At 70.5% G+C, this 23,685-nt stretch carries 19 protein-coding genes; 11 read left to right on the top strand and 8 right to left on the bottom strand.

From position 1 onward, the window contains the following. Positions 1-382: 382 nt before the first annotated feature. Positions 383-1,051 (top strand): transglycosylase family protein, encoded by a 669-nt coding sequence (locus tag ACIBK0_RS35285; protein WP_399088827.1) that lies wholly within the window; start codon positions 383-385, stop codon positions 1,049-1,051. Positions 1,052-1,170: 119 nt separating this feature from the next. Continuing rightward, positions 1,171-1,854: a transglycosylase family protein gene (locus ACIBK0_RS35280; protein ID WP_399088825.1), complete on the top strand. Its 684-nt coding sequence runs from the start codon at positions 1,171-1,173 to the stop codon at positions 1,852-1,854. On the opposite strand, the gene ACIBK0_RS35275 is transcribed toward ACIBK0_RS35280, so the two are convergent. From ACIBK0_RS35275 to ACIBK0_RS35265, 3 genes are read right to left on the bottom strand one after another with little or no spacing between them, the layout of a single operon-like run. Then, positions 1,742-2,470 carry an ATP-binding cassette domain-containing protein gene (locus ACIBK0_RS35275; RefSeq protein WP_399088823.1) on the bottom strand — a complete coding sequence of 243 codons (729 nt, stop codon included), beginning with the start codon at positions 2,468-2,470 and terminating at the stop codon, positions 1,742-1,744. The genes ACIBK0_RS35280 and ACIBK0_RS35275 overlap by 113 nt on opposite strands. After that, complete coding sequence (locus ACIBK0_RS35270) at positions 2,467-5,646, bottom strand: ATP-binding cassette domain-containing protein (protein ID WP_399088821.1); 3,180 nt, start codon at positions 5,644-5,646, stop codon at positions 2,467-2,469. Before ACIBK0_RS35270 ends, ACIBK0_RS35275 begins: the two co-directional genes overlap by 4 nt. Next, a complete protein-coding gene (locus tag ACIBK0_RS35265) occupies positions 5,646-6,128 on the bottom strand; it encodes a hypothetical protein (RefSeq protein ID WP_399088819.1) in 483 nt (160 codons plus the stop codon). The genes ACIBK0_RS35270 and ACIBK0_RS35265 overlap by 1 nt, the downstream gene beginning before the upstream one ends. Before the next feature lie 122 nt (positions 6,129-6,250). On the opposite strand from ACIBK0_RS35265, the gene ACIBK0_RS35260 reads away from it, so the two are divergent. The 3 genes from ACIBK0_RS35260 (at position 6,251) to ACIBK0_RS35250 (ending at position 9,390) form a co-directional block, all read left to right on the top strand. After that, complete coding sequence (locus tag ACIBK0_RS35260) at positions 6,251-6,787, top strand: hypothetical protein (RefSeq protein WP_399088817.1); 537 nt, start codon at positions 6,251-6,253, stop codon at positions 6,785-6,787. Further along, positions 6,762-8,048 (top strand): ABC transporter substrate-binding protein, encoded by a 1,287-nt coding sequence (locus tag ACIBK0_RS35255; RefSeq protein WP_399088815.1) that lies wholly within the window; start codon positions 6,762-6,764, stop codon positions 8,046-8,048. The genes ACIBK0_RS35260 and ACIBK0_RS35255 overlap by 26 nt, the downstream gene beginning before the upstream one ends. Before the next feature lie 304 nt (positions 8,049-8,352). Continuing rightward, positions 8,353-9,390: a helix-turn-helix transcriptional regulator gene (locus ACIBK0_RS35250; protein ID WP_399088813.1), complete on the top strand. Its 1,038-nt coding sequence runs from the start codon at positions 8,353-8,355 to the stop codon at positions 9,388-9,390. Here the strand turns inward: ACIBK0_RS35250 and ctaD are convergent. Continuing rightward, on the bottom strand, positions 9,272-10,963 hold the full coding sequence (gene ctaD / locus ACIBK0_RS35245; RefSeq protein WP_399088811.1) for a cytochrome c oxidase subunit I: 1,692 nt from the start codon (positions 10,961-10,963) through the stop codon (positions 9,272-9,274). The genes ACIBK0_RS35250 and ctaD overlap by 119 nt on opposite strands. A 405-nt stretch (positions 10,964-11,368) precedes the next feature. Between ctaD and ACIBK0_RS35240 the strand changes: the two genes are divergently transcribed. Then, the gene (locus tag ACIBK0_RS35240) at positions 11,369-11,584 is read left to right on the top strand and encodes an I78 family peptidase inhibitor (protein ID WP_399088809.1); all 216 of its coding nucleotides are present in this window, start codon (positions 11,369-11,371) and stop codon (positions 11,582-11,584) included. A gap of 121 nt (positions 11,585-11,705) precedes the next feature. Here the strand turns inward: ACIBK0_RS35240 and ACIBK0_RS35235 are convergent, their stop codons facing one another. Further along, entirely contained in the window at positions 11,706-12,734 is a 1,029-nt protein-coding gene (locus tag ACIBK0_RS35235) for a phosphatase PAP2 family protein (RefSeq protein WP_399088807.1), read from the bottom strand. A gap of 251 nt (positions 12,735-12,985) precedes the next feature. Next, on the bottom strand, positions 12,986-14,167 hold the full coding sequence (locus ACIBK0_RS35230; RefSeq protein ID WP_399088805.1) for a mannosyltransferase family protein: 1,182 nt from the start codon (positions 14,165-14,167) through the stop codon (positions 12,986-12,988). A 255-nt stretch (positions 14,168-14,422) separates the two neighbouring features. Between ACIBK0_RS35230 and ACIBK0_RS35225 the strand changes: the two genes are divergently transcribed. Together ACIBK0_RS35225 and ACIBK0_RS35220 are read left to right on the top strand one after the other, a co-directional pair. Then, a complete protein-coding gene (locus ACIBK0_RS35225) occupies positions 14,423-16,027 on the top strand; it encodes an MFS transporter (RefSeq protein WP_399088803.1) in 1,605 nt (534 codons plus the stop codon). A gap of 179 nt (positions 16,028-16,206) precedes the next feature. Then, positions 16,207-17,397 carry an acyl-CoA dehydrogenase family protein gene (locus ACIBK0_RS35220; RefSeq protein ID WP_399088801.1) on the top strand — a complete coding sequence of 397 codons (1,191 nt, stop codon included), beginning with the start codon at positions 16,207-16,209 and terminating at the stop codon, positions 17,395-17,397. A gap of 49 nt (positions 17,398-17,446) precedes the next feature. Here the strand turns inward: ACIBK0_RS35220 and ACIBK0_RS35215 are convergent, their stop codons facing one another. Then, entirely contained in the window at positions 17,447-17,884 is a 438-nt protein-coding gene (locus ACIBK0_RS35215) for a cell division protein SepF (RefSeq protein WP_399088799.1), read from the bottom strand. 290 nt (positions 17,885-18,174) lie between these two features. Between ACIBK0_RS35215 and ACIBK0_RS35210 the strand changes: the two genes are divergently transcribed. Next, complete coding sequence (locus ACIBK0_RS35210) at positions 18,175-19,398, top strand: DUF5685 family protein (protein WP_399088797.1); 1,224 nt, start codon at positions 18,175-18,177, stop codon at positions 19,396-19,398. A 124-nt stretch (positions 19,399-19,522) separates the two neighbouring features. Here the strand turns inward: ACIBK0_RS35210 and ACIBK0_RS35205 are convergent, their stop codons facing one another. Then, on the bottom strand, positions 19,523-20,476 hold the full coding sequence (locus ACIBK0_RS35205) for an ABC transporter substrate-binding protein (RefSeq protein ID WP_399088795.1): 954 nt from the start codon (positions 20,474-20,476) through the stop codon (positions 19,523-19,525). A gap of 398 nt (positions 20,477-20,874) precedes the next feature. Between ACIBK0_RS35205 and ACIBK0_RS35200 the strand changes: the two genes are divergently transcribed. Continuing rightward, positions 20,875-21,735, top strand: coding sequence for an amino acid ABC transporter permease (locus ACIBK0_RS35200; RefSeq protein WP_399088793.1), 861 nt, complete (start codon positions 20,875-20,877; stop codon positions 21,733-21,735). Next, positions 21,732-23,516 (top strand): FAD/NAD(P)-binding protein, encoded by a 1,785-nt coding sequence (locus tag ACIBK0_RS35195; protein ID WP_399088791.1) that lies wholly within the window; start codon positions 21,732-21,734, stop codon positions 23,514-23,516. The genes ACIBK0_RS35200 and ACIBK0_RS35195 overlap by 4 nt, the downstream gene beginning before the upstream one ends. Positions 23,517-23,685: the final 169 nt, after the last annotated feature.

Genomic DNA, 23,685 nt, shown 5'->3' with positions numbered 1-23,685 from the left:
GTGATCTGCGGAATCGGTTACTCCTAGTCAACTTCTCGGACTACCAAGCAAGTTGAGGCGGTGAAGTGAGTCACAGATCACTGGGGTGACAGGTCGACAAATCCGGAAATCACCCAATGAAGTGGGTGGCCGAAAATCGACGATACTCGCGGTAACGGCGAACTGGCCTCGAATGACAAGGAGTTGGTTGATATCGGGGCGACAAGCTCCCTAGATTTCTCGGCCGTGTGCAACGAGCACCGCTCGGGTACGTCCGCCGGCCGCACCAAGCCAGCTCACAGCACAGCCTCCGGCGGACGGGGCGGAGCGCGACGACCGCGTCCTATGCGCAGGGAATCGTGCCCCGCCTTGGGGGATCCCGGGTGTTTCGAGAGGGAAATACATGTCCGCATGTGCCGAGAACACTCATAAGGCTCGTACGACGACCAAGGCTCGTACGACGGCGGTCCTCGCCGGGGCGGCACTGCTCGCCCCGCTCGGACTGCTCGCCGCGACCGGCAATGCCGCAGCGGCCGACAGTGGAGTGTGGGACCGCATCGCCAAGTGCGAGAGCGGTGGGAACTGGCACATCAACACCGGCAACGGCTACTACGGAGGACTCCAGTTCTCCGCCGGCACCTGGCGCGCGTACGGCGGCGCCGCCTACGCCTCGACCGCCGACAAGGCCTCCAAGGCCGCTCAGATCGCCGTCGCCTCCAAGGTCCAGCGCTCCCAGGGATGGGGCGCGTGGCCCACCTGTTCGGCGCGCGCCGGAGCGTACGGCAACGCGCCGGCGTCCTCGGGCGCCGCGCCGGCCGGAGGGTCGGCCGTCACGAAGTCAGCACCCAAGTCGGCCCCGTCGACGTCGAAGCCGTCGAAGGCGCCGGCACGTCCGTCGGGCCACACCAACCGCGGCTCCTCCCGCGGCGACTACACCGTCCGCAGTGGAGACACGCTGAGCGGTATCGCCGCGCGGCACGGGACCACCTGGCGGGAGATCTACGCCGCCAACCGGGCGGTCATCGGCGGTGATCCCGATGTGATCGTGCCCGGGCAGCGGCTCGACTTCTGAGTCCCGCTCCCCCGAGCCCCGGGCACGGGGCCCCGCCCGGTCCTCCGACCGGGTGGGGCCCACGGCCGCACCGGGCGCGGCTCGACGGGCGCGCCGGGCGCGCTGCTTAGCGTGGCCGGATGTTCCTGATGCCGACTACCCGGATCGTGCCGACCCTGTCGACCAGGCGCGTTCGGTACGCGGCCGTGGTCGCAGCCGTCCTGGCCGTTCTCGTCCCTCCCTCGGGGGCGTCCGCCGCGCCGCCGCCCCCGCTTCCCGGGCCCATTTCGCTACGAGTGCGGTACGACTGCGTGAAGGACCAGTGGCCCTGGGCCTGCATCGCGGAGTGCGAGAGCAGCGGTCGCTGGGACGCGAACACCGGGAACGACTTCTACGGAGGGCTGCAGTTCTGGCAGTCGACCTGGAAGGCGTTCGGGGGGCTCGGGTACGCCCCGCGGGCGGATCTCGCCACGCGCGCGGAGCAGATCAAGGTCGCCGAGAAGGTGCTCGCCGCCCAGGGGTGGGAGGCCTGGCCCGTCTGTGCCAAGAAATACAAACTCAAGGGCCGTATGCATGTGGTGAAGCGCGGCGACACGCTCTCGTCCATTGCCCGCAAGTATCGGGTCAAGGGCGGCTGGAAGGCGCTGTACAAGGCCAACAAGAAGATGGTCGGCAGCAATCCGGGTCGGCTGAGCGTGGGCACGTTGCTCGTCATCCCGAAGGGGTCGGGGGGTGCCCGGCACGCGGACCGCGCCCTGTTCGGTCCGCCCCTCGCTCCGAAGCACCCCACGTCCCCCGGGCGACCTCGGCCGCCTCTCCGCTGAACACGACCGAGCCGCGGCGCAGTTCATGGACGTACGTCGTCCGCCCCGCCCGCTCGCGCAGGCCGGGCGGCAGCCGCTGTTCGGCGACCACCACGCACGCGTCGAGGTCGCTCAGCAGTTCGTACGTCCGAGCCGCGACCGACGGCGACATGCCCTGCGCGGGTTCGTCGACGAGCACCACGCGCGCGCGTGCCACCAGGGCGCGGGAGAGGGCGAGCATCCGCTGCTCGCCGCCGGAGAGGGTGCCGGCGCGGCGGGGAAGGAGAGGCTCCAACTGCGGGTAGGCGTCGAGGGCGGCGGTGTGGTCGCCCGCGGCCAGCTCCAGGTTCTGACGGACGGTGAGCGAGCGGAAGACGGCCCCGCGCTCCGGGACGAGGCACAGTCCGCGCCGGGCGCGTTCGTAGGCGGGCATGCGCGTCACGGCGGCGCCGTCCCAGACGACGGCGCCGTCGGACAGCGGCACGGTTCCCGCGAGGGCGCGCAGCACCGTCGTACGTCCGGAGCCGTTGCGGCCCAGCAGCACGGTGAGGCCGGGACCCGGCGCGACGAGGGTCACGCCGTGCAGGGCCTCCAGGGGGCCGTAGCGCACGCGCGCGTGGCGCAGGGCGATGCTCATCCGTCGGCCCTCGTCTCCAGTACGCGGTCGGCGGGGCCGGAGGTGACGATCCGGCCCGCCGCCATGACATGGACCGTATGCGCCAGGTCGGTGACCAGGTCGAGGTCGTGCTCGACGACGAGCAGGGCCATGCCGTCCGCGGCGAGGGCTCGCAGCACGCGGGCCAACGCGGTCACTTCGCCGGTGTCGAGTCCGGCCGCGGGTTCGTCGAGCAGCAGCACGCGCGGACTCCCGGCGAGCGCCCGCGCCAGCTCGACACGCCGGAGCGTGCCGGTCGGCAGCCCCGCCGCGGGCAGCGCCCGCACCGGTCCGTCGAGCCCGAGCAGCCGCAACGAGCGCTCCACCGCCCCCGGATCGGCGATCCGACCTTGTTCGGCACCCACGCGGACATTTTCGGCCACGGTCAACGAGGGGAAAACCGCCAGTTGCTGAAAGGTCCGCGCCACTCCCAGCCGGGTGCGGGCGTGCGCGGCCGTCCGGGTGATGTCCCGCCCCCCGAGCAGAACCTGCCCGCCCGAGGGGCGCAGCGTCCCGGCGAGACAATGGAAGAGGGTGCTCTTTCCGGCGCCGTTGGGTCCCACGACCGCGGTGACGCGTCCCGGCCCGATGTCGAGCGAGACTCCGTCGAGGGCGGTGAAGCCGCCGTAGGCGACATGGATCCGACGGGCGGTCAGGGACAGGGGGATGGGTCCGGCAAGAGGGCGTGAACGGCGGGGGCCGCCCACCGCGGGGCGCGAGGCCGGAGCCGGTCCCGTGCGGCCCGGCCGTGGTGCGGCGGCCTCGGGTGAACGTGTCGGACCGGGCGTCGTCCGGGGGCCGTCCGGCGGTGCGTGGGGTCCTTGGCGGGGCGTGTCGCCGCGTGGTGCCGGGATGCTGGCCGGTGGTTGCGGGGGACTGTCCAGCTCTACGCCGCTGGGTGGTGTGGCGTCGTCCGGGTGGTCCGTGGGCTCCTCCGGCTCCCGGGCGGGAGTCCCGCTCAGTGGCTGTGCCCTGCTGTCCGGCCGCTCGGTGTCCCGCTTCGTCCGGCCGATGCCGGGCCATCCGGTCGTGCCGGGCCCAGGGGCGGCGGGCTCCAGCGGCGTGTCGCTCGGGCGGGCGGGCTCGGTCGGCGCGTGTCGGACGCTTCGCGGTGCGGGTGTTTTCGGGGTGCGCCGCGCGGTCGGCCGCGGTGCCGGGCCGCTTGGCCGGCCGGGCACGTCCGGACCGGACGCGGGTGGTTCGGATGCTCCGGGGAGCCGTCCCGATGCTCCCGATGCGCTCCTCCCCGCGTACGCCAACGAGGGCGCCTCCGTGGGCACAAGCGCCCCGGCTCCCCTCGGCTCCACCGGCCGCAGTCGGCGCCCGACCCGTGCCCCCAAGGGTGTCAGCGTCGCCCGGCGGCGCAGTCGCAGTCGGGAGGCCGCCGTGCGCAGCGCTTCGTAGGGGCCTCCGGGGAAGCGGCCGACGAGGACGGCCAGTACGCCGATCAGGGCGGCCGCCACGCCGCCGCGGGCCCCCGCGTCGAGCCCCACCAGGAGGGCCGCGGCAGCCAGGGCGCCCAGGACGCTGTCGGCGCCGAGGACGACGACCGCCGCGAACCAGAGCAGCCCGCGTACGGGGTCGTACGCCGTGGCGTCGAAGGCGCGCAGGCCCATCCCGAGCATGCCGCCGCCGAGCGCGGCCAGGGCGGCCCCCGCGACGAACGCGGTCAGTTTCAGGGTCGGGACCCGTACGCCCGCCGCCGAGGCGCCGGACTCGTGGTCGCGCATCGCGGCCAGGGCCCGGCCCGTACGGCCTCTGCGCAGGGCGTTCGCGGCCAGCAACGCGGCGGCCAGCAGGGCCAGTTCGAGCACGTAGTAGGCGCGGTCGCCGTCGAAGCCGGCCGGACGGTCGAGGGACAGTCCCGACGTGGCGTACGGCTGGGCGAAGACGAATCGGCTGACGCCCACGCCGACCGCGAAGGTGGCCAGCGCGAGGGCAAGACCGTGGCGGCCGATGGCCGGCCAGCCGGTCAGGACTCCGAGCGGAGCGACCAGGATCACGGCTACCGCCAGCGCGGCGAGTTCGGGCAGGCGCGGCAGGCCGGGGAAACGGCCCGCCGCCAGCAGCGCCGTGAAGAGGGCGCCCAGACCGGCGTACGCGGCCTGCCCGAGGGAGATCTGGCCGCCCCGGCCCGTCACGACGACCAGCGACAGAAGCACCACGCCCAACGCCGGGACCTGCACCGACGTATGCAGGTCGGAGCCGGCGAAACCGAGGGGCAGCAGAAAGAGGACGACCGCCACGATCCACGCGCCCGGCGGCGTCGCCACGCGGGCCGTCGCCGAACGCGGGAGCGCGTCGCGGGTGCCGATGCCGGGCAGGACGAGCGCCGCGATCAGCAGTGCGACCACGAACAGGTTCGCGCCGACCGTCTGGAGCAGTGGTTCGGCCCAGCCCGAGGGGTGCAGGCGCGTCAGCTGGCTCTGGGCCACCCCGATGCCGAGGGCCACCACGACGGCGACCGGCAGGCTGCGCATCCGGGCAGCCACCGCCACGGCCATCACCTCCATGACGAGCAGCGGCATGCCGTACGGGTCGAGGCGCACGTAAGGTGCGAGGAGCACGCCGGTCAGTCCTGCCGTGAACGAGCCGAAGGCCCAGCCCGCCGCGGCGACCCGGTCCGCGTCGATGCCGCCGAGCACGGCGAGCGAGCGGTCGTCGACGACGGCACGCAGTTCCGTGCCGAACCGGGTCCAGCGCGTCAACGCGCCGACACCCACGGCCAGCGCGACGGCCACCGCCAACTGCCCCCAGGGATCCGCCGACACCAGCGTCGGCGCGTCCGCGCGCGCTCCGGTGCCCCACACCAGGGCGGCCCCGCCGACCAGCAGGACGAAGACGCCGATGGACGCGACGAGCGTCTGCGCCGGGTCGCTGCCCAGCACCGACAACGGACGGAAGACGAAGCGTTCCAGGGCCGTGCCGATGGCCGGGGCCACGACGACGAGGGTCACGGCGGCACCGAGCGCGAGGGGCCAGCCCCACTCGACCGTGAACTGGCGCAGCAGATACGCGCACACCATCGCGATCGCGCCGTGCGCGAAGTTGAGCACGCCGGTCGCCCGATGGGTGACGATCAGGCCGATCCCGGTGAGCGCGGCGGCACTGCCGACCGAGAGACCGGCGAGCGTGAGGTCGTACGTCAGCGACGCCATCAGTCACCCGGATCTGCGGCGGACGGCTCACAGATCGGGCACGGCCCCAACTCCCCGCTCGCCAGCACCCGCGAGTCCACCGGCACGGCCTCCGGCTTCCCGGCGACCAGCGGACAGTCCGCGCGGTGCCACAACGTGCCGCCCGGCACCATCAGCAGCTCGCCGCTCACGGCGAGCGGCGCGGCCGCAGTCTGCCCGGACTCGGCCACGCCGGCGGGCTCGGCGGCCACGAGCAGCCCGTACAACTCCTCGACGCGCGCCGCGGCCAGCGCGTTCCTGCCGTGCGTGAGCAGCACCGCACCCGCGATGATCAGCGCCGCGCCCGGCACCGTGCACGAGGCGAGGTAGGGCAGTTGCCGCTCCGCGTACCGCTCGCCCGAGATGCCGTACCAGCCGATGACGCACAGCACCGCTCCGGTGGCGAGCGCGGCCCATCCGGCCCACAGGACGGGGTGCACGGTCCGCAGTCGAGCTGTCCGCATCCGGGCTCCCAGACGTCGTATGTCTGTCCATGCCAGCCAATGGCTTGCACTATGCCTTCTGGAAGCTGACCCTGAAAGCTCCGGGCGCACATGGCCCGGACCGATACCCGGTGGTGAGCCAGATGGTTCTCGGGAGCGACCTCAGGCGGGGGAACGGCCGGGGCGCGGCAGCGGTGGCGGTTCTCGTCCTCGCCGCGACCCTCACGGCGTGCAGCGACGAGAGCGGTGGCGGGAGCAGCGCCCCACCGACCCCCTCCGTGCAGCAGTCCACCAGCGCCCGGCCCAGCCCCACGGCCCCGTCCGATCCGGCGGCCGCCGAACAGGAGATCAAGCAGAACTGGGAGAAGTTCTTCGACCCCGCCGTCGCGCAGAAGGACAAGCAGGCCGTCCTGGAGAACGGCGACCGGATGACCAAGGTCCTGCAGAGCTTCAACGGCGACAAGCGCGGCCAGGAAGTGCAGGCGAAGGTCGAGAAGGTCGAGTTCACCTCGCCGACCGACGCGAACGTGACGTACTCGCTGACTCTGAAGGGCGCGACCGCGCTGCCGGGCGCCTCCGGGACGGCCGTCGAGCAGGACGGCACCTGGAAGGTCTCCGTCAAGACGCTCTGCGCGCTGGTCCAGCTGAGCGGCAATGAGTCGCCGGGCCCCGGCTGCTGAGTGCGCTGCCCTGGTCCTGCTGTTCCTCCTCGGCACGGCCTGTGGCAGCCGCCTCCCCGAGAGCGACTTCGAGAACCGCTCCACACCGCCGCAGCAAGGAGGGACCGCTCCGATCCGCGTCGGCATCGTCACGAGCGCCACGAGCCCGGTCGGCGGCTCGGCCTTCACCGGGCCGCGGGACGGGGCGAAGGCGTACTTCGAACGCCTCAACTCACGCGGCGGGATCGGGGGCCGCCCGGTCGAGGTGCGCCTGTGCGACGACGGCGGCAGCGGTGTCGGCAACAACGAATGCGTGCACAAACTCGTCGACGAGGACAAGGTCGTCGCCCTCGTCGCCACCACCGCCCTCGACTACGCGGGTGCCTCTCGTGTGTCCCACGCGCGCGTGCCCGACATCGGAGGCCAGCCCATCGGCCCGGCGTACGACACGTATCCGCACCTGTACGGCATCTACGGCAGTCTCGCTCCGCGCAGCGGCAGGGCCGGCTGGGACGGGAAGCTGTACGGCGGCACCGAGGTGTACCGCTACTTCAAGCGCGCGCAGGGCGCCCGCACCGCCGCGGTCGTCTCCTACAACCAGTCCGCGTCCGCCGCGTACGCCCGGCTCGTCACGCAGGAGCTGAAGGCCGAGGGCTACAAGGTGGTCACCGAACAGGTCGACTTCGCGCTGCCCAACTTCCGTGCCGCCGCGGCCGATGTGAAGGAGCAGGGCGCCGATCTCGTCTTCGACGCCGTCGACACGCGTGGGAACGCGCAGCTGTGCAAGGCGATGGACGACGTCGGGGCCAAGGTCATCGCCAAGGTCACCAATGTGCAGAACTGGACGTCGACCGTTCCCGAGGACTACAAGGACTCGCCGCGGTGCCGCAACGCCCTGTGGGCTACCGGGTCCAGTCGCAACTATGAGGACACGGGGGATCCGGCCGTACGGGAGTTCCGGGACGGGACCAAGGGGCTGAGCACTCACTCCCAGTGGCAGTTGGAGGGGTGGGCCGCCGCGAAGTGGTTCACCGACGCGGCGAAGTCCTGTGCGCGCACGGGGGTCACGCGCGATTGTGTCGACGACTTCATGAACCGGGGCGTCCCCTACACCGCCGGTGGGCTGCTGCTCCCTGTCAGCTACCAACGGTTTACCGAGCCGCCGAAGACCCGCAGGACGTGTCTGTCCGTGGCTCGCTGGGAGGACGACAAGGGCTGGGTCTCACAAGGGGACATGAACACCACGTGCTTCGACGTGCCGCAACTGTCGTATCGGCCTTGAGTCTTCTCACCCACGCCGCCCCTGCCCGTTCCCGTACCTGGGGGCTGCGCCCCCAGACCCCCTCGGCTGTCACTTGGCCGCGGGTCGGTGGGGGCTTGTCGCGCAGTTCCCCGCGCCCCTTTCAGGGGCGAGCCCCCGCCCACAGTCACCGCAGCGTGCCGTCGTGTGCAGGTCGTCCAACTGTGCCTGGGGGGATCTCGATCCGGAAGGGGTGCACCGTGGTGTCCGCGTTGTCTGTCATGGCTCCTACGGTGGGAACCCTTGCGGACAGTTACTGTCCGCAAGGGCTGGCAGACTCGGAACCATGTTGGAGACATCGGCACGACTCCTGCGCCTGCTCTCGCTGCTGCAGGCCCACCGCGAATGGTCCGGGGCCGACCTGGCGGACCGCCTCGGCGTCACGCCCAGGACCGTCCGCCGCGATGTGGACCGGCTGCGCGAGCTGGGCTATCCCGTCAACGCCAGTCCCGGCACGGGCGGCGGCTACCAGCTCGGCGCGGGCGCCGAGCTGCCGCCACTGCTCCTGGACGACGACGAGGCGGTGGCCGTGGCGATCGGACTGCGCACGGCGGCCGGACAGGGCATCGAGGGCATCGGCGAGACCTCGGTACGCGCCCTCGCCAAGCTCGAACAGGTGCTGCCGAACCGGCTGCGCCGCCGCGTGGGCGCCCTGAACGCGTTCACCGTGCCGATGCTGCGTGGCCCGCAGCCGTCGGCCGTCGACCCCGCCGTTCTCACCTTGCTGGCCCATCTGTGCCGCGACTCGGAGCGGCTGCGCTTCGAGTACCGCAACCACGGCGGTGCCGTCACGCGCCGTACCGTCGAACCACACCGCCTGGTGTGCACCGAGCGCCGCTGGTACCTGGTCGCCTGGGACGTCGACCGCGACGACTGGCGTACGTTCCGGGCCGACCGCATCACGCCCAAGCCACCGTACGGACCGCGCTGTGCGCCCCGTACGCCACCGGCCGAGGACCTGGCGGCCTACGTCTCCAAGGGCGTCTCCACGCACGCGTACGCCTCGCACGCCGTCATCAGGCTGCTCGTGCCGCTGGAGGAGGCGGCCGAGCGGATCTCGCCCTCCGCCGGGACCCTGGAGGCCGACGGCACGGACAGCTGCGTACTGCGCACCGGAGCGGCGAGCCTCGACGTGATGGTCATTCACGTGATGCTGATGGGCTTCGAGTTCGAGATCATCGAGCCAGCCGAACTCACCGAGGCGATCAGGACGTCCCGGGACCGGCTGTCTCGGGCTCTGGACCGGGCTTCGGCTCAATCGCCGCGTACTCGGGATGATGCAGGTCGAACGCGGGGGACTCGGAGCGGACCCGGGGCAGCGTGACGAAGTTGTGCCGGGGCGGCGGACACGAGGTCGCCCACTCCAGGGAGCGCCCGAAGCCCCAGGGGTCGTCGACCTCGACCTTCGCGGCGTACTTGGTGGTCTTCCAGATGTTGTAGAGGAACGGCAGCGTCGAGATGCCCAGCAGGAAGGCGCCGATCGTGGAGATGGTGTTGAGCGCCGTGAAGCCGTCGGCGGCCAGATAGTCCGCGTACCGGCGCGGCATGCCCTCTGCACCCAGCCAGTGCTGGACCAGGAACGTCGTGTGGAAACCGACGAACAGCGTCCAGAAATGGATCTTGCCGAGCCGTTCGTCGAGCATCTTGCCGGTGAACTTGGGCCACCAGAAGTAGAAGCCGCCGAACGTCGCGAAGACGACCGTGCCGAAGACGACGTAGTGGAAGTGAGCGACCACGAAGTACGAGTCGGTGACGTGGAAGTCGAGCGGCGGCGAGGCCAGGATGACGCCCGTCAGGCCGCCGAACAGGAATGACACCAGGAAGCCCGTCGCCCACAGCATGGGCGTCTCGAAGGACAGGGACCCCTTGAGCATCGTGCCGGACCAGTTGAAGAACTTCACGCCCGTCGGCACGGCGATCAGGAACGACATGAAGGAGAAGTACGGCAGCAACACCGCGCCGGTCGCGAACATGTGGTGCGCCCATACGACGATCGAGAGACCGGTGATCGCCATGGTCGCGGCGACCAGCGTCAGATAGCCGAAGATCGGTTTCCGGCTGAAGACCGGCAGGATCTCCGTGATGATCCCGAAGAACGGCAGCGCGATGATGTAGACCTCGGGATGGCCGAAGAACCAGAACAGGTGCTGCCACAGCAGCGCGCCGCCGTTGGCCGCGTCGAACACCACCGAGCCGAACCTCCGGTCCGCCTCCAGGACCAGCAGCGCCGCCGCGAGCACCGGGAACGCGAAGAGGATCAGGATCGAGGTGAAGAGGGTGTTCCAGGTGAAGATCGGCAGCCGGAACATCGTCATGCCGGGCGCGCGCATTCCGATGATGGTCGTAATGAAGTTCACCGCGCCGAGGATCGTCCCGAAGCCCGCCAGCGCGAGGCCCATGATCCACATGTCGGCGCCGATGCCGGGCGAGCGCTCCAGGCTGTTGAGCGGGGCGTAGGCGAACCAGCCGAAGGCGGCCGGTCCGTCGGGCACCAGCAGCGAGCCCAGCACGATCAGACCGCCGAAGAGGAAGAACCAGTACGACAGCATGTTCAGCCGCGGGAAGGCGACGTCCGGGGAGCCGATCTGCAGCGGCATGATCTCGTTGGCGAACCCCGCGAACGTCGGCGTCGCGAAGAGCAGCAGCATGATCGTGCCGTGCATGGTGAACAGCTGGTTGAACTGGTTGTTGTCCACGATCTGCAGGCCGGGCCGGGCGAGTTCGGCGCGCATCACCAGCGCCATCAGGCCGCCGATCAGGAAGAAGACGAACGACGTGATCAGGTAGAGGTGGCCGATCTTCTTGTGATCGGTGGTCGTCAGCCAGTCGACGACCAGTCGCCCCGGCCGATCGGTCCGTACGCGTCGCGCGGTCGCCTGCGCGGTGTCCGTCCCCATCGCTCGCCCCTTCGCCGTCGCGCGTTCTGGGCCTGCTGAAGCTCACGCCATGATGCTCGCGCCGCCCCGTGCCGCGACAGGGGGCGTGCGGGGGTTGTGTGCTGGAACCGTGTATTTCCTATGCGGCGTCAGCATCTGTGGCGTGCCCCGGAATCGGATGGAAAAGGATTGGCCGCGCCGCCGGATTCGCACATTGCATTGGGCTATTCGGGACTGCGTCACGGTAGCTCCGAATTACGTTCGAAGGCGTGCGGAACACGTGGGGAAGCCCTCGTACGTGTGACGGAGTTCGGCCGAAACGAGTGTCGTGATCCTGTGACAGAAGCGTGACCGGAGGGGGATGGGTGACGCCCGGTGGCGGGTTCGGGCTTCCCCGGCCGAGGCACGCGGCCTAACGTGGCGGTCATGGCACCCATTCCCACCCCTCCCGCAGAGCCGCAGGACAGCCCGGATAGCTATGTCGGGCTGGAGGCGAACAGCGCCGAGCGTCGTGCCCGGGAGCACGGCTGGTCCTCGGTGCGTGCGCTGCCGCCCGGCGCGATCATCACCATGGAGTACCGCTTCGGTCGGCTGAACTTCGAGGTCAGCGACGGCAGGGTGACCCGCTGCTGGAAGGGCTGACGGCATCTCACGGAATGTGCGAAGGCCCCCGACTCGTCAGGAGTCGGGGGCCTTCGCGGTGCGGGGAGAGGCTGTGCGTACCGGCCCCGCTGTCTTTGTTGTCCCCTTCGCCGTGTCGCCCTCAGCCGCCGGTCAGGGGACGGGCCGAGGCGGTCGTGGTCCCGCGTGCGACACGGTCCGGGTGCGGCGGACGGCGGCTGCCGACCGGCGTGACCGGGGTGCGTTCCGAGCGGGCCGTGTGCGGTCCGGGGGCCAGGTAGACGGGCGCCCGGGGAGCGCGCGCGGCGCCGACCGTCTCGCGGGCCGGTACCTCCCCGTCCGCGGCGGCGGGCTGCGGAACCATGACGGACGCGGCGACCGGCGAGGCGGCCGGAGCAGGCGCGGTGCGGCCGCGACGGGCGCGCCAGGAGTCGCGCAGCGAGAAGATCCCGGCTTCGGCGCGGGCGATCAGTGGCTCGACCCACGGCAGCGCCAGCAGGATCAGCAGACCCGCGGCCCAGCCCAGGAGCACATCGCTCAGCCAGTGCGTACCGAGGTACACGGTGGTGAGGCCGACGCCCAGCGAGGTCACGGCGGAGAGGGCGGACAGCCAGCGCCTGGCCCTCGGGGTCGAGGCCAGATAGGCCAGGATTCCCCAGGTCACGACGGCGTTCGCGGTGTGGCCCGAAGGGAATATATCGCCGCCGAGCCCCATCTCGTTCGAGCCGATAGTGATGGCGTAGTGCGGGCCGAGGCGGCCCATGCCGAGCTTGGCGGCGCCCACCGTGATGTTGAGCAGCAGCAGCGAGGCGCCCAGCGTGAGCAGCGGGCGCAGGGTGTGCTGCCGCCAGGAGCGCCAGCCCAGCCAGGCGGCGACCATCACGGCGGTGGGGCCGCGCTGGCCGAGCACCACGTAGTAGTCGAGGAACGCGTGGATCTCCGGCCACTGCTGATAGGGCCGGAAGAACATGACCTGCCAGTCGAACCGGACCAGCCATGACGTGATCGCCACGGCCCACACAATGGCCACGTAGAAGGCCAGGGTGGCTCCGAAGAGCACAACCCTGTGCCGGCTCATCTTCGGCACATCGATGTGGGCCGGTCGTTCCGGCTCACGGTCCAGCCGGGCGAAGACCCGGTCCAGACGGGTGAGGTTTCGTTCGGTACGCACTCAATCGACGCTACAGCGAGTGAGCTGTGGTCCAGGCCGAATCACTCGCTTTGTGATGACGATGTGATGTGGGATTCCTCTCAGAACCATGTTTATTTCCAATGAATCCCTAATGATCGGCGTCCGGATCCTTCAATTCCATTGATCTCGCACGGCCTTCGGTTTTAAGGCGCTTATATATTCGTTCACCGAATCCTGGCGTGGAATTCTCCGGCAGCTCACCGTCCGCTTGCCGGATCCCGGGGAGTGGATCATGGCGGCCCGGAGCCGTTCAGCCAGAAGGCTCCGTAGACCGCCGAAGCCACCGCCACACCGCCGAGAATCAGTGCTGACCTGGACGTACGTAGTCGGGCCAGCGCCAGTGCGAGGGGCAGGAGAAGGGGGAAGGCGGGCAGCAGGAGGCGTGGTTTCGAGCCGAAGTAGCTCGATGCGCACAGGGCGAGCGCGGTGACGACGCCCGCGTACACGAGGAGTGACAGCGGCTGCCCCTGACGTACGCACGTCACGTACAGCCAGACGATCAGCGCGACCCCGACGATCAGCCCGACACCGGCCAGGGCCGACGGAAACGACGTGAACTTGTCGCCGACGAAGCGGGCGAAGGCGTAACCGCCGTCGAAGCCGTTCCGCCAGCCGGCCTGGACGTCGAGATAGCCGAGCGGGCCCTTTCCGGTGCGGTGGCCGACCCACAGCACATAGCCGGCGGCGCCGAGGGGCGCGAGGAGCATTCCGAGGGCGCGCGGCCACACTCGTGCGCCGTCCGTCCGCGCCGCGCTCCGATCCCGTGCATGTTCTCCCGCGAATGAGGTAATCGCCGCCGCCCACAGGGCCGCGACCACCGCGATGCCCACCGGGCGGGTCAGCCCGGCGAGCGAGGCGAGCAGGCCGGCCGTCAGCCAGCGGCCGGTCAGCACCGCATAGAGCGACCAGGCGGCGAGCGCCGTGAAGAGGGACTCGCTGTACGCCATCGACTGCACGATGCCGACCGGCAGCACCGCCCACACGAGTACGGCGCAGACGCCGACCCGGGGCCCGTGGAGGTGGTCCGCGACCGCGAAGATCCCCCAGGCCGCGGCGAGCGAGGCCGACGTGGCGACCAGCAGGCCCGCGTCCGCGTACGACAACGGTGTGATCGCCGAGACGAGCCGCTCCAGCCACGGCAGCAGCGGGAAGAACGCGAGGTTCGAGTGCACGTCGCCGTTCGGGAGGCGGACCTCGTAGCCATAGCCGAGGTCGGCGACCCGGGTGTACCAGAGCGAGTCCCAGCGCGCCGTCAGCAGCGTGTGGGCGCTCTTGCCGTTCGCCGCGCTCCACAGGGCGAGGGCGATGAGGCCCAGGGCGCGGACGCCCACGTACCCCAGAAGGGCCGGCGCGGCCCGGCGCAGGGGGCCCGTGCGGGGCGGTGTCGCGACAGGCGTCTCAAGATCGGTCACGGGCTCGATTATCGATGTCGCCCGGAACCGGCAGGCCCCGCGGGGCGTGGTGCACCAAGGGGAGCGTGGCGCACGCCACACGCTCTGCGGGAAGAACGTGAGAGGTCCGCCACGCGTCATTGACGGGAACTCGCGTAGTCTGGCCGCTCACTCGCCTTTGTTGCGTGGGCCGGGATTCCGCTCCCCAGGCCGCAGCCCCAGGGAGTCCCCACCCTGCGGACCGCCGAACGCGAGGGAACCTCTGGAGGTACGTACATGTCCGGGACGACCACGGCCGCTGCGCGATGCCGTCGGGAGGCCGGGGCCGGTGCCAACCGCTGGGTCGTTCTCGTCGTCCTCTGCGTCAGCCTCCTGCTGGTCGCCCTCGACGCCACCGTGCTGCACGTCGCGGTGCCCGCCGTCACCGAGGACCTCAGGCCCGGCGCGATAGAACTGCTCTGGATCGTCGACGTCTACCCGCTCGTCTGCGCCTCGCTCCTCATCCTCTTCGGCACGCTCGGTGACCGCGTCGGTCGCCGACGTATCCTCCTCCTCGGGTACGGGCTCTTCGGCGTCGCCTCCGGGATCGCGGCCCTCGCCGACAACGCCCAGGTCCTCATCGGCGCGCGCGCCCTGCTCGGCGTCGGCGGCGCGATGATCATGCCCGCGACACTGTCGATCCTGCGCCAGGTCTTTCCCGACCGGCGGGAGCGGGCGCTCGCGATCGGCATCTGGAGCGCGGTCGCCGCGGTGGGTGCGGCGGTGGGGCCGCTGCTGGGCGGCTTCCTCCTGGAGCACTTCTGGTGGGGATCGGTCTTCCTGGTCAACATCCCCCTGATGCTGGTCAGCCTGCCGATCGGGCGGCTCCTGCTGCCCGAGTCGAGGGGTGACCGGAACGGTCCCTGGGATGTGGTCGGGGCGCTGATGGCCGCCGCCGGGCTCTTCGGGATCGTCCTCGGAGTGAAGCGGCTCGGTGGCGGTGAGGCGCCCTTCAGTCCGTTCACGCTGGTGCCGCTGCTCGTGGGCGGTGCGCTGATGGCCGGGTTCGTACGGCGGCAGCGGCGACGAGCGCAGCCGCTGGTCGATCTGCGGATGTTCTCGCGGCCCGCGTTCAGTACGTCGGTGGGATGCATCGTGCTGGCCATGCTCGCCCTGGTCGGGCTCGAGCTGATCGCCGCGCAGTATCTGCAGCTCGTGCTCGGGCTGTCGCCGCTGGAGACCGGGCTGCGGCTGCTGCCGCTCACCGTCGCCGCGATGGCATCGGGGCTCGCCGGGGCGAAGATGCTGCGGCGGTTCGGCCCGCGGGCGATGGTCTGCTTCGGGTTCTGTCTCACCGCGGCCGCGGTGGTGACGCTCACGGCGATGGGCGGGGACGACAACACGGGGCTGCTGCTCTTCGGGTTCGTGCTGCTGGGATTCGGGCTGGAGACGACGCTCTTCGGGGCGTACGAGTCGATGCTCAGCGAGGCGCCGCCGGAGCAGGCGGGTGGGGCCGCCGCGATAGGCGAGACCTCGTACCAGCTGGGTGCCGGGATCGGCATAGCGCTCCTGGGGAGCGTGATGAACGCGGCGTACGCGCCCGGGCTGTCGTCGGTTCCCGGGGTTCCGGCGGCCGATTCCCGTGCCGCGGGGCACTCGCTCGGGGAGGCGTACGAGGTGGCCGGGCGGCTCGGGGGATCTCCCGGAGCGGCCCTGAGGCATGCCGCTCGGGACTCCTTTGTGCACGGGCTGCATGTGACGCTGCTGGTCAGCGCGGGGTTGTTGCTGCTGGGGGCCGTGATGGCGCTGCGGTTGCCGCGGGTCATGGAATGCGGGGCGCCCGCGGCGGGCTCGGCGATCCCTGCGCCCAGGGAAGTTGCCGAGTCCCGCGTGTCCGCGTAGTTCTCGCGCCCGCGCACAGCTCGTTTCGCTCTGTCGAGAAGTGCTGGTCTCCCGTGGGGCGCCGTGCGCCGTTGGCGGCTGCGGGTTCGTGGGCTCTGGACTTGCGGGACACTGCGTCGTAACGTCGGATCGAAACCGTAACTAGCGGTGCTAGTTTTAGCGTGCCGGAGGCTTGTGCCATGTCCGCGTCCCCCAAGCTGCCCCCCTTCGACCCCGCCGACCCCCTCGGTATCGACGATCTCCTGGACGCCGAGGATCTGGCGATCCGGGACACCGTGCGGACATGGGCGGCGGACCGGGTGCTGCCCCACGTCGCCGAGTGGTACGAGAAGGGGGAGCTGCCCGGGATCCGGGAACTGGCCCGGGAGCTGGGCGGGATCGGGGCGCTCGGGATGTCGCTCCAGGGGTATGGCTGCGCGGGGGCCAGTGCCGTCCAGTACGGGCTTGCCTGTCTGGAGCTCGAGGCCGCCGATTCCGGGATCCGGTCGCTCGTGTCCGTGCAGGGTTCCCTTGCCATGTACGCCATTCACCGGTTCGGCAGTGAGGAGCAGAAGCAGCGGTGGCTGCCGGACATGGCATCCGGCGAGGTCATCGGCTGCTTCGGGCTCACCGAGCCCGACCACGGGTCCGACCCGGGCGCCATGCGGACCTACGCCAAGCGCGACGGCGGGGACTGGGTCCTCAACGGGCGGAAGATGTGGATCACGAACGGGTCCGTCGCCGGGGTCGCCGTCGTCTGGGCGCAGACCGACGACGGGATCCGCGGGTTCGTCGTGCCCACGGATGTGCCCGGCTTCTCCGCTCCCGAGATCAAGCACAAGTGGTCCTTGCGGGCCAGCGTCACCAGCGAGCTGATCCTCGACGACGTACGGCTGCCCGCAGACGCCGTGCTGCCGGACGTGACCGGGCTGAAGGGGCCGCTCAGCTGCCTCTCGCACGCGCGGTACGGGATCGTGTGGGGGGCGATGGGCGCTGCGCGGGCCAGCTTCGAGGCCGCCGTGGAGTACGCGAAGACGCGCGAGCAGTTCGGACGGCCCATCGGCGGCTTCCAGCTCACCCAGGCCAAGCTCGCCGACATGGCGGTCGAGCTGCACAAGGGGATTCTGCTCGCCCATCACCTGGGGCGGCGGATGGACGCGGGACGGCTCCGTCCCGAACAGGTCAGCTTCGGCAAGCTCAACAACGTACGCGAGGCCATCGAGATCTGCCGTACCGCGCGGACGATTCTCGGCGCCAACGGCATCTCGCTCGAATACCCCGTGATGCGGCACGCCACGAACCTGGAGTCGGTGCTCACCTACGAAGGCACCGTGGAAATGCATCAACTCGTGCTGGGCAAGGCGCTCACCGGACTCGATGCCTTCCGGTAAAGGCCCCGTGGGGGACCCCGAGCGGGCAGGGCCGGTGAGCGGCCCTGCCTCAGCTCTGGTTGAAGAAACCGTCCGTCTGACGGCCCGCGGCCTCGCCGTTGACGATCTCCGTGTTGGCAGGCGTCAGCAGGAAGACACGGGTGGCGACCCGCTCGATCGTGCCGTGCAGACCGAAGGTCAGGCCGGCCGCGAAGTCCACCACGCGCTTGGCGTCGGCGGGCTCCATGGACGTGAGGTTGATGATGACCGGGACACCGTCCCGGAAGAGCTCGCCGATGCCGCGCGCGTCCCGGAAGCTGTCCGGGGTGACCGTGCCGATCCGGCGGCCCTTCTCCTCCGCAGTCTCGGACGCGACCTTTACCCGCGGGTCGGTGACCCAGGCATCGCCGGATTCCTGACCCTCGGCGTAGTCGTCGTCGTAGTAACGCTCGTCATCGTTGTCGTCGACGAGGCCAAGCCAGGCACTCGCCTTGCGCACCGATCCCATGGACGCCTCCTCTCACAGCGGTCTTTATTGCCTTCCGCATCCCCATGGTCGTCCATGATGCGGATGTCGCGCCAAGTGGATAGACGCCGCGCGGGGGTTTCGTGACGGTACTGGTGCACAGCGAATCCGTCGAGAGCCCGCGTGTCCCAAGGGTCCTGCTGTGTACGGCTGCTGACTGAGAGTGAAATATGATTTCCCACGGCGTTCGGGTGACGGTCGGTGCGTACGGGTGAACGGGGTGGTCGATACGATGCCGCAGCTCAACGTCGTACGTGTCACGGGGGAGTGTCGTGTTCGGAATCGTGAGGCCCTGCAGCCACCGCCTCGGTGAAGGACTCAAGACCCAATGGATGGCGCACTTGTGCGGGCTGTGCCTCGCGCTGCGCGGGGACCACGGCCAGTTCGCCAGGGTCGTCACCAACTACGACGGGCTGCTGATATCGGTTTTGACGGAGGCTCAGGCCGAGCGCACGACGGGATGGCGACGAACCGCCGGGCCCTGTCCGCTGCGGGGCATGCGCACCGCGTCCGTCGCGCAGGGCGAGGGCGCCCGGCTCGCCGCCGCCGTCTCGCTGGTGCTCGCCTCGGCGAAGGTGCGTGACCATGTCGCCGACGGCGACGGTCTCTTGGCCCGCAAGCCGGTGGCGCTCGCCGCACGCCGGGTCGCCGCGAGCTGGGGCAAGGCCGGCGCGCGGACCGGCTCCGACGTCGGCTTCGACACCGCCGTACTCGTCGACGCCGTGGACCGGCAGATCGGCATCGAGGCGCTGGCCGGGCTCGGTACGCCGCTGCTGACCGTCACCGAACCGACCGAGACCGCCACCGCCGCGGCCTTCGCGCACACCGCCGTGCTGGCCGGGCGCCCCGGCAACGCCGAGCCGCTCGCCGAGGCCGGACGGCTCTTCGGACGGCTCGCGCATCTCCTGGATGCCGTGGAGGACAGGGAAACTGACGCCGCGTCGGGGGCGTGGAACCCGTTGACGGCGACGGGGACGTCGTCGGCCGAGGCGCGCCGGCTCGCCGATGATGCCCTGCACGGGATACGGCTCGCGCTGCGCGAGGTGGCCTGGGGGTCCGGGGTCTCCCCGGGAAAGCACAGCACCGACAGCAAGCTGGTGCATGTGCTGCTCGTCCACGAGCTGGGGCGGTCGGTGGACCGGGCGTTCGGGACGTCGGGGTGCGGGCACGCGCCGGAGGGCTCGTTCGGGCCCGACGCTTCCTTCGGTCCCCCGCCCCAGCAGAATCCGTATGTCGGCGGCGGCAACCCCTTCGGCGGCGGGCCCTCCCTCCAGCCGCCGGGACCCGGCAAGCGCGGCTTCTGGGCCGGGTGCGCGGCCGCGATCGGGCTGTGCTGCACCTGCAAGGTGTGCTGTGCCGACGAGTACGAGGGCCCCTGGTCGCGCAGGAAGCGCGAGGGGTGTCTGAGCAACTGTGACTGTGACTGCGGCTGCTGCGAGGCCTGCGAGTGCTGCGAATGCTGTGAGTGCTGCTCGTGCTGCGACTGCGGATTGTGAGTATCGCGTAAGCGGCGAGGCCGGAGCGGCTGGTCGCGCCCACGCGGCGGAGGCGCATGATGCCGCGGCCCCGCGCCCCTGAGGGGACGCTCCCGCACAGGGCGCGGGGAAGGCACCGTACGCCTCAGTTCTTCAGCTCCGGCGGGGAGATCTGGGACTTCTCGATCGCCGAACCCGTCGTGCCCCACTTCTTCAGGATCTTCTCGTAGGTCCCGTCGGCGATGAGCTCGTTCACGGCGGCCTGGAAGGCGGGCGCCAGCTTCGTGCCCTTCTTGAAGGCGAAGCCGACATCGAGGCGGTGGAACTCGTTGAGGAACTTGACGCCCTGCTGGTGGGCGACGGCGTAGCGCAGACCGTTGATGGTGCTCATCACGATGTCGCTGCGGCCCTGTTGCAGCGAGGACCAGATCGCGCCCTGCTCGCTGTAGGTCTGCACCTTGTACGCCTTCTTGCCGGAGTCGGAGCAGAGCTTCTTGTTCTCCTCCAGCGTCGCCTCGAAGGTCGTCCCCGCGGCGGTCGCGACGTTCAGGCCGCACAGCTGCCTGAGGTCGGTGACCTTCGTGAGCTTGCTGTCCGCGCGGGTGGCGAAGCCCTGGCCGTCATTGATGTATGTGACGAAGTCGATCACCTTGCGGCGCTCGTCGGTCACACCGAAGTTGCTGGCCCCGACGTCGTACTTGCCGCTGTCGAGAGCCGGCAGGATCGCCTCGAACGAGGCCTGTTCCGTGGTGAGTTCGATGCCGAGCACTTTGGCGACGGCGTGCGCGAAGTCGACGTCCTGGCCGGTCAGGGTCTTGCCGTCGGCCAGGTACGTGGTGCCTGGCGGCGTACCGCCGACGCTGACCGCGAGGGTGAGGTTGCGCACTCCGGAGGGCAGCAGCTCGGCGGCGGCCTCGTTCTTCTCGACGGCGGAGACGACGTCAGCGGTGGGGATCTTGTCCGCTTCGGCCGCGGCTTGGGCGGTGCCGTCGGCGGAGTCGTCCGAGCCGGAGCCGCACCCGGCGAGAAGCAGAGTCGCCGATGTGATCAGGGCAAAGGGTACAAAATATCGATTGCGGGCACGCGTGGGCGTACGCATGGTGTGCGGTCTCCTGGAAGCAGAAGGGGAGATGAGGAAGCGCGAGGGGAGGGGTGCGCGTGTGAAGGCGAAGGGAGAGAACGCGAAGGCGCCCGTCGGAAGCGGGCGCGCAGGGGGTCAGCTCAACAGGACGAGGACCACACTCGACCGAAGTCGATGTGGGAGCGCGTGACCAGCCACTGCTGCCGATTCATGGGCCCAAGTGGAACAGGCATCCGTTTCCGCGTCAACTGCACTGAGACGTAACGCTCACAGTACGGACAGCCTTGACAGTGAGGGGAAACGTCCCCGTACTCTCGGTGGACGGTCCTGCTGAGGGGCTCGGCCGTACGCGCCTCGTGGCGCTCCGTGTGAAGGCATCAGCCGCGTTCGATCCCGACGCATCACGGAGCCTTCGCATGTCCTCCGACACCCTTACCAAGGCCGCCGCGGCCGCACCGAAAGACCCGGAAGAAGCGGCGCCCCTGCGCATCGTCCCGCAGCGCCGTCTCGGCCAGTGGACCGCCGCCGCCGTCGTCCTGGCCCTGCTCGGGCTCGGCCTCAACTCCGTAGTGCGCAATGACGCGTTCCAGTGGGGCGTCGTCGGCGACTACTTCACCTCGGCCTCCGTCCTGCGCGGCCTCTGGCTCACCCTCTGGCTGACCGCGGTCGTGATGGCCCTCGGCTTCGCGCTCGGCACTCTGCTCGCCGCCTTCCGGCTGTCCGCCAACCCCGTGCTACGGGCGGTGAGCTGGGGATACGTCTGGCTGTTCCGGTCGATGCCGATCCTGGTACAGCTGCTGTTCTGGTTCAACATCGGGGCGCTCTACCCGCAGATCCTCGGCGTGAAGACGGTGAATCTGCTCGGCCCGGTCACCGTCGCCGTCGTCGGCCTCACCCTGCACGAGGCCGCGTACGCCGCCGAGGTGGTGCGCGGTGGCATCCTCTCCGTCGACCGCGGACAGATCGAGGCCGCGCAGGCGCTGGGCCTGAGCCGGTGGCGCCGCTGGTGGAAGATCGTGCTGCCGCAGGCGATGCGCTCCATCGTGCCGGCGGCCGGGAACATGCTGATCGGCACCCTCAAGGGCACCTCCATCGTCAGCGTCATCGCCGTCCAGGACCTGCTCTACTCCGTGCAGCTCGTCTACCACCGCACCTACCAGGTCATGCCGCTGCTGATGGTGGCCACGCTCTGGTACGTCATCATCACCTCGGTGCTCAGCGTCGGCCAGTACTACGTCGAGAAGCACTACGCGCGCGGTTCGGAGCGCGGCCGATGAGTACAGGACGTCCCTCGCTGGTGATCGTGGGTGCCGGGCCGCGGGGGACCGGTCTCCTGGAGAGGATCGCCGCCAACGCGCCCGAGCTGTACGGCGATTCGGGAACCGATGGCTTCGAAGGCTTCGACATCCATGTCGTCGACCCCTATCCGCCGGGCGCCGGACGCATCTGGCGCGAGGAGCAGTCGCCGCTGCTGTGGATGAACTCCGAGGCCCAGGACGTCACGATGTTCACCGACGACACGGTGGACATGGCCGGGCCGGTGCTCGAAGGCCCCACCCTGCACGAGTGGGCGAGCCTCGACGGGCGCACCTTCGCGGACCGGCCACGACAGGGCGCGTACATGCGCTGGGTGTACGAGCGGGCCGTGGCCGCCCTGCCGCCGGGCATCCGGGTCCAACACCATCCGCGCCGCGCCCTGCGCGTCAATGGCCCCCGCGAAGGCCGCCAGCAGGTGTGGCTCCAGGGCTGGTCGCGCCCGCTCCTCGCCGACCTCGTGGTGCTGTCCCTCGGCCACCTCGACGCCGAACTCGACGACGAACAACGCCAGTTGGCCACGTATGCGCGCGAGCACGGGCTGGTCCATCTGCCGCCGGACTTCACCGCCGACAGCGACCTGTCCGCCCTCGCCCCCGGCGAACCCGTCCTCGTCCGCGGCTTCGGGCTCGCCTTCGTCGACCTGATGGTGCTGCTGACGGAGGGGCGCGGCGGGCGCTACGACGGGCAGACGTACCACCCGTCCGGGCGGGAGCCGATCCTGCACGTCGGCTCGCGGCGCGGCGTCCCCTACCACTCCAAGATCGGCTACGGCTGGGAGGGCGAACGGCCCCCGCTGCCACGGTTCTTCGGGCCCGCCGAGGTCGACGAGCTCCTCGCGCGCCCTGGGGGAGGCTTCGACTTCCGGCGGGACGTCTGGCCGCTGGTCGAGAAGGAGCTGGGGTTCGCGCACTACCACCGGCTGTTCGCCGCGCACCCCGAGCGCACCCGGATGGCCTGGACGGACTTCGAGGAGAAGTACGCGGCCGCAGCGGGCGTCGAGATCCAGGCCCTGGTCGCGTCCGCCGTGCCGGACCCCGCCGACCGGCTGGACCTCGCCGCTCTCGACCACCCGCTGGACGGGGTGCGGCACACCTCGTACGAGGAGCTCCAGAACGGTCTGCGCGGGTACATCGAGGGGGACCTGAGAAGACGTCACGATCCCTCGCACAGCCCCGACCTGGCCGTCTTTCTTGGACTGCTCTCCGTCTACGGGCAGCTGGTCCGGCTCGGTGACATCGGCTCCTGGTGGCACGGCTTCTTCAGCTACCTGGCGTCGGGGCCCCCCGGGCCGCGGCTGCGTCAGATGCTCGCGCTGTCGCGGGCCGGGATCCTGAAGTTCGTGGGCGCCGACATGACCGTCACCGCCGAGGGCGGGGTCTTCCGGGCGGGCAGCGCCACCGTGCCCGGCGCGACGATCGAGGCACGCGCACTCGTCGAAGCGAGGCTGCCGCATCCCACGGTGGAGCGCACGCGGGACTCCCTGTTGCGGGAGCTGTACGCCGACGGGGCCGCCGCGACCCCCGAGGGACTGCTCGCCGTGGATGCCGCCGACGGACGGGTCCTGGACCGCTCCGGCATCCCGCACCCCCGGCGCTTCGCGCTCGGCCCGCACACCGATGCCCGGGGCTCGGGCGCGTTCACCCGGCCGCGCACCGGTGGCCCCGCCTTCCGGCAGAACGACGCGACGGCGCGTGCCGCGCTGGCGTTCCTGCGCGCGCTGTCCTGTCGCGCCGCCGGCTGAACGCGTCCCGCCCAGGTCAACCACACCCCGCCCGGGTCACCCATGCCTTTCCCGGACCACCCACACCCCTGAGGAACTTGACTATGAGCGCGTCACTCACCAAGGACGATCCGGTCGGCGCCGCGGCCATGGTCGACATCAGGTCCGTCCGCAAGAGCTTCGGTTCACT

Origin of the sequence: Streptomyces sp. NPDC050564 (assembly GCF_044457265.1) — a bacterium.
Lineage (GTDB): Bacteria > Actinomycetota > Actinomycetes > Streptomycetales > Streptomycetaceae > Streptomyces.
The sequence above is the reverse complement of the archived record's forward strand: the minus strand, read 5'-3'. Positions and strand labels throughout refer to the sequence as shown.

Coding starts and splice junctions, on each gene's coding strand:
- ctaD (WP_399088811.1), bottom strand. CDS start 10,963: ATGGGGACGGACACCGCGCAGGCGACCGCGCGACGCGTACGGACCGAT.
- ACIBK0_RS35275 (WP_399088823.1), bottom strand. CDS start 2,470: ATGAGCATCGCCCTGCGCCACGCGCGCGTGCGCTACGGCCCCCTGGAG.
- ACIBK0_RS35215 (WP_399088799.1), bottom strand. CDS start 17,884: ATGGGATCGGTGCGCAAGGCGAGTGCCTGGCTTGGCCTCGTCGACGAC.
- ACIBK0_RS35285 (WP_399088827.1), top strand. CDS start 383: ATGTCCGCATGTGCCGAGAACACTCATAAGGCTCGTACGACGACCAAG.
- ACIBK0_RS35280 (WP_399088825.1), top strand. CDS start 1,171: ATGTTCCTGATGCCGACTACCCGGATCGTGCCGACCCTGTCGACCAGG.
- ACIBK0_RS35240 (WP_399088809.1), top strand. CDS start 11,369: ATGGCACCCATTCCCACCCCTCCCGCAGAGCCGCAGGACAGCCCGGAT.
- ACIBK0_RS35255 (WP_399088815.1), top strand. CDS start 6,762: ATGAGTCGCCGGGCCCCGGCTGCTGAGTGCGCTGCCCTGGTCCTGCTG.
- ACIBK0_RS35265 (WP_399088819.1), bottom strand. CDS start 6,128: ATGCGGACAGCTCGACTGCGGACCGTGCACCCCGTCCTGTGGGCCGGA.
- ACIBK0_RS35270 (WP_399088821.1), bottom strand. CDS start 5,646: ATGGCGTCGCTGACGTACGACCTCACGCTCGCCGGTCTCTCGGTCGGC.
- ACIBK0_RS35195 (WP_399088791.1), top strand. CDS start 21,732: ATGAGTACAGGACGTCCCTCGCTGGTGATCGTGGGTGCCGGGCCGCGG.
- ACIBK0_RS35200 (WP_399088793.1), top strand. CDS start 20,875: ATGTCCTCCGACACCCTTACCAAGGCCGCCGCGGCCGCACCGAAAGAC.
- ACIBK0_RS35220 (WP_399088801.1), top strand. CDS start 16,207: ATGTCCGCGTCCCCCAAGCTGCCCCCCTTCGACCCCGCCGACCCCCTC.
- ACIBK0_RS35260 (WP_399088817.1), top strand. CDS start 6,251: ATGGTTCTCGGGAGCGACCTCAGGCGGGGGAACGGCCGGGGCGCGGCA.
- ACIBK0_RS35250 (WP_399088813.1), top strand. CDS start 8,353: ATGTTGGAGACATCGGCACGACTCCTGCGCCTGCTCTCGCTGCTGCAG.
- ACIBK0_RS35205 (WP_399088795.1), bottom strand. CDS start 20,476: ATGCGTACGCCCACGCGTGCCCGCAATCGATATTTTGTACCCTTTGCC.
- ACIBK0_RS35225 (WP_399088803.1), top strand. CDS start 14,423: ATGTCCGGGACGACCACGGCCGCTGCGCGATGCCGTCGGGAGGCCGGG.